This window comes from Streptosporangium nondiastaticum (assembly GCF_003011965.1).
GTDB lineage: Bacteria > Actinomycetota > Actinomycetes > Streptomycetales > Streptomycetaceae > Streptomyces > Streptomyces nondiastaticus.
Genome location: NZ_PXWG01000201.1, coordinates 1 through 8,671 on the forward strand (window position 1 = coordinate 1; position 8,671 = coordinate 8,671).

7 protein-coding genes are annotated in these 8,671 nt (G+C 75.5%); 5 read left to right on the forward strand and 2 right to left on the reverse strand.

Going from position 1 to position 8,671, the window contains the following annotated elements; all coding sequences use genetic code 11:
* The coding region (locus tag B7P34_RS33770; protein ID WP_106681975.1) for a beta-N-acetylhexosaminidase family protein at window positions 1-2,532 on the forward strand (2,532 nt) is incomplete at its 5' end.
* A 189-nt stretch (window positions 2,533-2,721) separates the two neighbouring features.
* Here the strand turns inward: B7P34_RS33770 and B7P34_RS33775 are convergent.
* Window positions 2,722-3,258 carry an HNH endonuclease gene (locus B7P34_RS33775; RefSeq protein ID WP_030366446.1) on the reverse strand — a complete coding sequence of 179 codons (537 nt, stop codon included), beginning with the start codon at window positions 3,256-3,258 and terminating at the stop codon, window positions 2,722-2,724.
* Between the two features lie 257 nt (window positions 3,259-3,515).
* On the opposite strand from B7P34_RS33775, the gene B7P34_RS33780 reads away from it, so the two are divergent.
* Window positions 3,516-4,583: a mechanosensitive ion channel family protein gene (locus tag B7P34_RS33780; RefSeq protein WP_106681976.1), complete on the forward strand. Its 1,068-nt coding sequence runs from the start codon at window positions 3,516-3,518 to the stop codon at window positions 4,581-4,583.
* Between the two features lie 92 nt (window positions 4,584-4,675).
* Here B7P34_RS33780 and B7P34_RS33785 read toward each other — a convergent pair whose 3' ends face one another.
* Complete coding sequence (locus B7P34_RS33785) at window positions 4,676-5,176, reverse strand: FBP domain-containing protein (RefSeq protein WP_106681977.1); 501 nt, start codon at window positions 5,174-5,176, stop codon at window positions 4,676-4,678.
* Window positions 5,177-5,323: 147 nt separating this feature from the next.
* On the opposite strand from B7P34_RS33785, the gene B7P34_RS33790 reads away from it, so the two are divergent.
* The 3 genes from B7P34_RS33790 to B7P34_RS33800 form a co-directional block, all read left to right on the forward strand.
* Window positions 5,324-6,505, forward strand: a complete 1,182-nt coding sequence (locus B7P34_RS33790; protein ID WP_223268512.1) for an ROK family transcriptional regulator — start codon at window positions 5,324-5,326, stop codon at window positions 6,503-6,505.
* A 44-nt stretch (window positions 6,506-6,549) separates the two neighbouring features.
* Complete coding sequence (locus B7P34_RS33795; RefSeq protein WP_106681978.1) at window positions 6,550-7,803, forward strand: 6-phospho-beta-glucosidase; 1,254 nt, start codon at window positions 6,550-6,552, stop codon at window positions 7,801-7,803.
* A partial coding sequence (locus B7P34_RS33800; RefSeq protein ID WP_106681979.1) for an N-acetylglucosamine kinase occupies window positions 7,794-8,671 on the forward strand: 878 nt, incomplete at its 3' end. The genes B7P34_RS33795 and B7P34_RS33800, both read left to right, overlap by 10 nt.

Here is an 8,671-nt window from a genome sequence, read left to right on the forward strand (position 1 = left end):
GCGCTGCGGGCGCTGGGCGCGCCGGAGGCCGGGGACCTGCCGGCCGGAGGCTACCGGCTGGCGGCGGGTCAGGTGGCGGGCCGGCCGACGGCGGCGCTCGCGGGCGCGGGCTCCGACGGGCTGTTCCACGCGGTGCAGACGCTGCGTCAGCTGACGGTGGAGCGGGGCGGCGCGAAGGGCTTCGCGGGGGCGGTGGTGCGCGACTGGCCGGGCACGGCGGTACGGGGTCTGTCCGAGGGTTTCTACGGCGAGCCGTGGACGCGCGAGCAGCGCCTGGCGCAGCTGGACTTCATGGGCCGCACCAAGCAGAACCGCTATCTGTACGCGCCGGGCGACGACCCGTACCGGCAGGCCCGCTGGCGCGCCGCCTATCCCGCGGCGCAGCGCGAGGAGTTCCGGGCGCTGGCCGAGCGGGCGCGCCGCAACCACGTGACGCTGGGCTGGGCGGTGAGCCCCGGGCAGGCGATGTGCTTCTCGTCGGCGGAGGACCTGCGGGCGCTCAAGCGCAAGGTGGACGGCATGTGGGCGCTGGGCTTCCGGGCGTTCCAGCTGCAGTTCCAGGACGTGAGCTACAGCGAGTGGCACTGCGGGGCGGACGCGGACGCGTTCGGGTCGGGGCCGAAGGCCGCGGCGAAGGCGCAGGCGAAGGTGGCGGGCGCGCTGGCGGAGCACCTGGCGGCGAAGGGCCCGGAGGCGGCCCCGCTGTCGCTGCTGCCCACCGAGTACTACCAGGACGGGCGGACGGCGTTCCGGCGGGCGCTCGCGGAGCAGCTCGACCCGCGCGTGGAGGTGGCGTGGACGGGCGTCGGGGTGGTGCCGAAGACCATCACCGGGGCCGAACTGTCCGACGCCCGGGAGGCGTTCGGGCACCCGCTGGTGACGATGGACAACTACCCGGTCAACGACTTCGCGCAGGACCGTATCTTCCTCGGCCCGTACACCGGCCGCGAGCCGGCCGTAGCGTCCGGCTCCGCCGCGCTGCTGGCCAACGCCTCGTCGCAGGCCGCGGTCTCGCGGATCCCGCTGTTCACGGCGGCCGACTACGCCTGGAACCCGCGCGGCTACCGCCCCCAGGAGTCGTGGCAGGCGGCGGTCAACGACCTGGCGGGGCCGGACGCGCGCACCCGGGAGGCGCTGCGGGCGCTGGCGGGCAACGACGCGTCGTCGGTGCTCGGGGGCGAGGAGTCGGCGTACCTGCGCCCGCTGCTGGACGCGTTCTGGACCGCCCTGTCGGGGACGGACGCCAAGGCGCGGGAGGACGCCGCGGGCCGGCTGCGGGCCGCGTTCGGCACGATGCGGGACGCCCCGCAGCGCCTGTCGGGGACCTTCGGCGACGAGGCCGGCCCGTGGCTGGAGCAGCTCGCGCGGCACGGCGAGGCGGGGGCGCGGGCGCTGGACATGCTGCTCGCGCAGGCGCGCGGCGACGGCGCGGAGGCCTGGCGGGCCCAGCTGGACGTGCAGCGGCTGCGCGGGCGGATCAAGGACAGCCCGGTGACGGTCGGCAAGGGCGTGCTCACGCCCTTCCTCGACCAGGCGCTGGCCCGGGCGAACGGCTGGACGGGCGTGGACCGGCCGGTGCGCTCGGCGGGCGCGGCGACCGACGGCGATCCGGCCACCGCGTTCACGGGCGCCGCGGGCGAGCCGCTGACCGTGCGGCTTGCCGGGCCGCGGCCGCTGACGGCCGTCACGGTGCTGACCGCCCCGGCGCCGGGGGCGCGCGGCACGGCCTGGGCGCACGACGTCGCCAAGGGCTGGCAGCCGCTGGGCGCGGTGTCGGACAGCGGCTGGACGCAGGTGCCGGGCAAGGGCCTGAAGGCGGACGCGCTGCGGGTGGTGTGGGAGGGCGACGGCGCGCCGCCGCCCGTCCACGAGCTCGCCCCGTGGTTCGCGGACACGCCCACGGCGGACGTCGAGCTCACGCGCACGGAGGCGGAAGCGGAGCTCGGCGGGGCCCCGGCGGCGGTGGACGTGCGGATGATCAACCGGCGGCCGGAGCAGGTGCGGGAGAAGCTCACCGTGCGGGCGCCCGACGGGGTCCGGGTGACGGCCCCCGCCGAGGTGAGCGTGGCGCGCGGCGGGGTGACCACGGCCCGGATCGAGCTCGCGGTCCCGGCGGGCGGCTCGGCCCGCACCTTCACCGTGCCGGTGCGCCTGGGCGACCAGGAGCGGATCCTGACCGTACGGGCCTATCCGCAGGCCGGCGGCCCGGACCTGGCGCGCGGCGCGGCCCTGAGCTCCCCGGGCGGGGACGTCCGGCAGCTGGAGCTGGCCCGCCCCGTACGGCTGGGGCGGCTGGTGCTGCATTGGCAGGACGGCCAGGACGGGCAGGACGGCCAGAAGCCTGCCGGCTGCCGCGTCCAGGTGTCCGCGGACGGCCGCACCTGGCGGGAGGCCGCCCGGGGCACCGGCACCGGCGGGACGGAGGTGGTGCGCATGGACGCACCGGACACCCGATTCGTCCGCGTAGAGGGCGAGGGGGCCGGGGGCGCTCTGCGGGGCGTGGAGGCGTACGAGGCGAACACAGCCCGCTGACGCGGCCGGTCCGGCAGGACGTGCCGCTTCGGTTGCGGCGCGTTCCCCCGGGCTCTCGCCGTCGTGGCGGAGCGCCGCTGCGGCGGGCGGACCCGTCCCGCCGCAACGACGAGGGCTCCGGCTACCGGAACCGCACCGGTACCGCAAGCCGGAGCATCGCCCGGTGCCGACATTGATGGCCCGGAACCGTCAGGCGGAAATGCCGTCGATCCGGGCCATCGCATCCTCCGCGCCGAATGCCTCCAGATAAGGCAGCCAGCGCGGATCCCTATGGCCCGTGCCGATGATGCGCCAGGCCAGGCCGGACGGCGGTGCGGGCTGGTGGCGCAGCCGCCACCCCAGCTCGGCGACGTGCCGGTCGGCCTTGACGTGATTGCAGCGGCGGCAGGCCGCCACCACGTTCTCCCAGGCGTGCTGGCCGCCGCGGCTGCGCGGGACCACGTGATCGACGCTGGTTGCGACGCCACCGCAATACGCGCAGCGCCCGCCGTCACGGGCGAAGAGGGCACGGCGGGTGAGCGGGACGGGCCCCCGAAAGGGCACGCGCACGAAGCGTTTGAGGCGGACCACGCTGGGAGCGGGGATGGTGCACGTTGCGCTGTGCATATAGGCGCCGGTGTCCTCCAGGCTGACGGCCTTTTCATTGAGGACGAGTATGAGCGCGCGGCGGAGCGGTACGACGCCGAGCGGCTCGTACGACGCGTTGAGGACCAGGACATGCGGCACGGGTGCCTCCTTGTACGCCGGCGGCGCGTGGCTCGCGCCGGGACGATCTCCTGCAAGTGTCCCCCGGCCCCTGGTCGGAGCGCCACCATGACCAGGTAACGGGTCACGGGTGTTTTGGAACACATCTTGTTCATCCCCCGCTCAGGACCGGTCGCATCTCGAACACAGCAACGGACGATCACCTGCGTCCCGCTAATGTGGTGGGTCTTGCCCGCCCGCCTCCCGTGGGCCGGCATCACACACGGAGGGTTCCTGCAGTGTTCTGGTCCGCTGCCCTGGCCGCAGAAGAGACGCCTCGTCCTGTCTCTCTCGACGAGGCACAACGGACGGCGAACGACGCCGCCGGCTGGGTCGAGGAGAACTGGTCCGTCTGGCTCAGCAACAGCCTGCGCATCATCCTGATCCTGGTCATCGCGGTCGTGATGCGCTCCCTGATCCGGCGTGCCATCACCAAGCTGATAGCGCGCATGAACCGCACGGCCTCGGCCGTGGACGGCACGGCCCTCGGGGGCCTGCTGGTCAACGCGGAGCGGCGGCGGCAGCGCTCGGAGGCCATCGGCTCCGTGCTGCGCAGCGTCACCTCGTTCCTGATCATGGGCACGGCGGCGCTCACCGTGCTGTCGGTCCTGAAGATCAACCTGGCCCCGCTGCTGGCGAGCGCCGGTGTGGCGGGCGTCGCCATCGGTTTCGGCGCCCGCAACCTGGTCACCGACTTCCTCTCCGGCGTCTTCATGATCCTTGAGGACCAGTACGGCGTGGGCGACTCGATCGACGCCGGGGTCGCCTCCGGCGAGGTGATCGAGGTGGGTCTGCGCGTGACCAAGCTGCGCGGCACGGACGGCGAGATCTGGTACGTGCGCAACGGCGAGGTCAAGCGCATCGGCAACCTGAGCCAGGGCTGGGCGACGGCGGGCGTCGACGTCCAGGTCCGCGCCGACGAGGACCTGGAGCGGGTCCGCGAGATCCTCACCCGTACGGGCGAGGAGATGCAGAAGGACGAGCCGTGGACGGAGCGGCTGTGGGAGCCGGTCGAGGTCCTGGGCCTGAACGCGGTCTACCTGGACTCGGTGGTCATCCGGGTGTCGGCCAAGACGATGCCGGGCAAGGCGCTGGGCGTCGAGCGGGAGCTGCGCTGGCGCATCAAGCGGGCGCTGGACGCGGAGGGGATCCGGATCGTCGGGCGTCCGACGGAGGCGAATCTGGAGACGGAGTCCGGGCCCGATCCGATGGCGGCCGTGGCCGCCCCGTCCGTCCTGGCCAATCCCGCCTCGCCGCAGTCCCAGGCGACGACGCCGATACCGCCGGGGCAGCCGCTCGCGAAGTGACGCCCGAGCCGTCCCGGGACGTCGACGTCACAGCTGGAGGGGCCCGACCGATGCGGTCGGGCCCCTCCGGCTTTCCGCCGTTCCGCGGCGCGTCAGCCGCGCCGGACCTTCGCCAGGAAGTCGTCCAGGTTCCCGAGCATGCGGGCGATCCGCTCCTCCTCGCCGAGGGTCTCCTTGTAGCGCATCGACAGCTCCGGGACCTTCTTGCCGCGCACGTAGAGCGAGCAGGAGAGGTCCGCGCACATGTACGCGCCGACGGTGTTGCCTTCGCGGCCGGCGGCGCCGACGCGGCGGGCGGCCAGCAGGGAGACGCCCGAGCCCGGGTGGCTCGTCAGGCACAGCGAGCACATCGTGGTCTTCGCCATGCTCCGCGGCCCGCTCTGCGGCACCCGCAGGGTCACGCCGGTCAGCTGTCCGTCGCGCTCGGCGACGACGTAGCCGCGGTCCGGGGCGCCCGGGTCCCGCCAGCCCAGGAAGTCGAGGTCCTCCCAGGGGACTTCGGAGAGGTTGCGCGGAAGCGCGATCCGGCGGGCCTCTCCCTTGGAGCAGTTGATGAAGGACGCGCGTATGTCACTGTCGGCGAGCGGTTGCATGGTCAGGGAAATTAACAGCGTTCGGGCGTTTCGTCGCCCGATTTTCGGGTGAGGCCGTTGACGCCCGGCCCGGCGCGCGCCTACCCTCCCGATCATCGATAGGAAAGTTTCCTAACAGACTTTCCCCACAGACTTGGACGGAGCGAGATGGCCGGGGCCCCGGGAACGCCGCGCGTGCTGCGGGCCATGAACGACCGCGCCGCCCTCGACCTCCTCATCACCCACGGCCCGCTCACCCGCACCCGCCTCGGCGAGCTCACCGGCCTGTCCAAGCCCACCGCCTCCCAGCTGCTCACCCGCCTGGAGGCCGCCGGCCTGGTGCGCCGCACCGGCAGCGTCACCGGGCGGCCCGGCCCCAGCGCCCAGCTGTACGAGATCGACCCGGGCATCGCCCACGTCGCCGCGCTGGCCGTCGACCCCGAGGGCATCACCGCGCAGGTCGCGGACATCGCGGGCACGGTCACCGGCGAGCACCGCGTGCGCCCGGAGGAGGGCCGCGGGACGGCGGAGCTCGTCGCACTGGCCGTCGACGGCGCCCTCGCCGCGGCCGGGCTCGACCGGACGGCCCTGCACCACACCGTCATCGGCACCCCCGGCGCCCTCGACCCGCGCACCGGCGTCCTGCGCTACGCCCCGCACCTGCCGGGCTGGCAGTCCCGCACCCTGCGCGGCGAGATCACCGCAGCGCTCGGGACGCCCGTCGTCATCGAGAACGACGTCAACCTCGCCGCCGTCGCCGAGCAGCACGCCGGCGCGGCGCAGGGCTGCGGCGACTACGTGCTGGTGTGGGCGGACGAGGGCGTCGGCGCCGCGGTCGTGCTCGGCGGCCGGCTGCTGCGCGGCGCCACGGGCGGCGCCGGCGAGATCGGCTACATGCCGCTGCCGGGCGCGCCGCTCGCCCGCGGCGGGGACGACGCCACGGCCGGCCCCGACGGCGGCGGGGGCTTCCAGATGCTCGTGTCCTCCTCCGCCGTCGTCGCGCTGGCCCGCTCCCACGGCATAGCCGCCGGTACGGCTCCCGAGGCGCTCGCCCGCGCGGCGGAGCTGCCGGGCGCCGGCGACGACGTCTTCGCCGAGCTGGGCCGGCGGCTGGCCGTCGGGCTCGCGTCCGTCGTCGCCGTGGTCGACCCCGCCCTGGTGGTGCTCTCCGGCGCGGTGTGCCGGGCGGGCGGGGAGCGGCTGCGCGCGATGACCGAGGCCGAGCTGACCGGGCTGGCCCTGCCCCGGCCCGAGCTGCGGCTGAGCGCCGTGGAGGGCCGCCCGATCCTGACCGGCGCGCTGCGCACGGCGCTCGCGGCGGCCCGGGAGACCGCGTTCGACACGGCCTGAGGTCCGCGCCGCCCCGGCCGGGGCGACCGACGAAGGAGTCACGGTTGAAGCTCGCAGTGGTGGGGGGCGGCTCCACGTACACCCCCGAACTCGTCGACGGCTTCGCCCGGCTGCGCGACGCGCTGCCGGTGACGGAGCTCGTCCTGATCGACCCGGACGCGCGGCGGCTGGAGCTCGTCGGCGGGCTCGCACGGCGGATCCTCGCCCGGCAGGGCCACCCCGGCCGCGTCTCCTGGACCGCGGACCTCGACGCCGGCGCGGACGGCGCGGACGCCGTCCTGCTGCAGCTGCGCGTCGGCGGCCAGGCGGCCCGGCAGCAGGACGAGACGTGGCCGCTGGAGTGCGGCTGCGTCGGCCAGGAGACCACCGGCGCGGGCGGGCTCGCCAAGGCGCTGCGCACGGTCCCGGTGGTGCTGGACATCGCCGAGCGCGTGCGGCGGCGCAGCCCCGACGCCTGGATCGTGGACTTCACCAACCCGGTCGGCATCGTGACCCGGGCGCTGCTGGGCGCCGGGCACCGGGCCGTGGGCCTGTGCAACGTGGCCGTCGGCTTCCAGCGGAAGTTCGCGCGGCTGCTCGGGGTGGCGCCGGAGGACGTGGCGCTGGAGCACGTCGGCCTCAACCACCTCACGTGGGAGCGGTCGGTGACCGTGGGCGGGCGGGACGTCCTGCCGCGGCTGATCGCCGAGCACGGGGACGCGATCGCCGCGGACCTGCGCATGCCGCGCTCGGTCGTCGACCGGCTCGGCGTCGTGCCCTCCTACTACCTGCGCTACTTCTACCAGCACGACGAGGTCGTCCGGCAGTTGCGGACCGGGCCGTCGCGGGCCGCCGAAGTGGCCGCCATGGAACGGGAGCTGCTGGCCCTGTACGCCGATCCGGCGCTCGACGAGAAGCCGGAGCTGTTGGCCCGGCGCGGCGGCGCCTTCTACTCGGAGGCGGCGGTCGCCCTGACCGCGTCGCTGCTGCGGGACACGGGGGACGTCCAGGTCGTCAACGCCCTCAACAACGGCACGCTGCCCTTCCTCCCGGACGACGCGGTGATCGAGGTGCCCGCGGCCGTGGACGCGCGCGGTGCGCACCCGCTGCCCGTACGTCCCCTGGAGCCGCTCTACGCCGGGCTGGTCGCGGGCGTCACGGCGTACGAGCACCTGGCGCTGGAGGCGGCGCTCAAGGGCGGCCGGGACCGCGTCTTCGCGGCGCTGCTCGCGCACCCGCTGATCGGGCAGCTCGACCACGCCGACCGGCTGACCGACGCCCTCCTCGCGCACAACCAGGACCACCTCGCGTGGGCGTGAGGCACGCGGACGGCGCGCTGCTCGCCGTCGACGCGGGCAACAGCAAGACCGACGTGGCGCTGGTGGGGCCGGACGGCGCGGTGCTGGGGGCGGCGCGCGGCGGCGGGTTCCAGCCGCAGCGCACGGGCGTGCGGAGCGCGGTGGACGGCCTGGCGGAGCTGGTGGAACGGGCCGTCGCGGGAGCCGGCGCGGCGGGGCCCGGCCCGCTCCCGTACGCCGCCCGCGTCCAGGCGTGCCTGGCCAACTGCGACCTGCCGGTGGAGGAGGAGCGGCTGACCGCGGAGATCGCCGCCCGCGGCTGGGGACGGGAGGCCGTCGTCGCCAATGACACCTTCGCGCTGCTGCGGGCGGGGCTGCCCGACGGGGGCGAGCCGGTGGGGGTCGCGGTGGTGTGCGGGGCGGGCATCAACTGCTCCGGGCTCGGCCCGGGCGGGCGCACGGCCCGCTTCCCGGCGCTCGGGCGGTTCTCCGGCGACCGGGGCGGCGGCACGGACCTGGGGGAGGAGGCGCTGTGGTGGGCGGCGCGGGCGGCGGACGGCCGCGGCGGGCCCACCGCGCTGGCGGACGCCCTGCCCGCGCGCTTCGGCCTGGACGGGATGCCCGCGCTGATCGAGGCGCTGCACCTGGGCGCGGTGGCGGCGGAGCGGCGGCACGAGCTCGTGCCGGTGCTGTTCGCGGTGGCCGCCGCGGGCGATCCGGTGGCCCGCGGCATCGTGGACCGGCTGGCGGAGGAGGTCGCCACCATGGCCGCGGTCGCGCTGGGGCGGCTGGGCCTGCTGGTGGCGGCGCGGGTGCCGGTGGTGCTGGGCGGCCGTGTGCTCGCGGCCCGGCATCCCCTGCTGCACGAGCAGCTGGTGGCCCTGCTGGC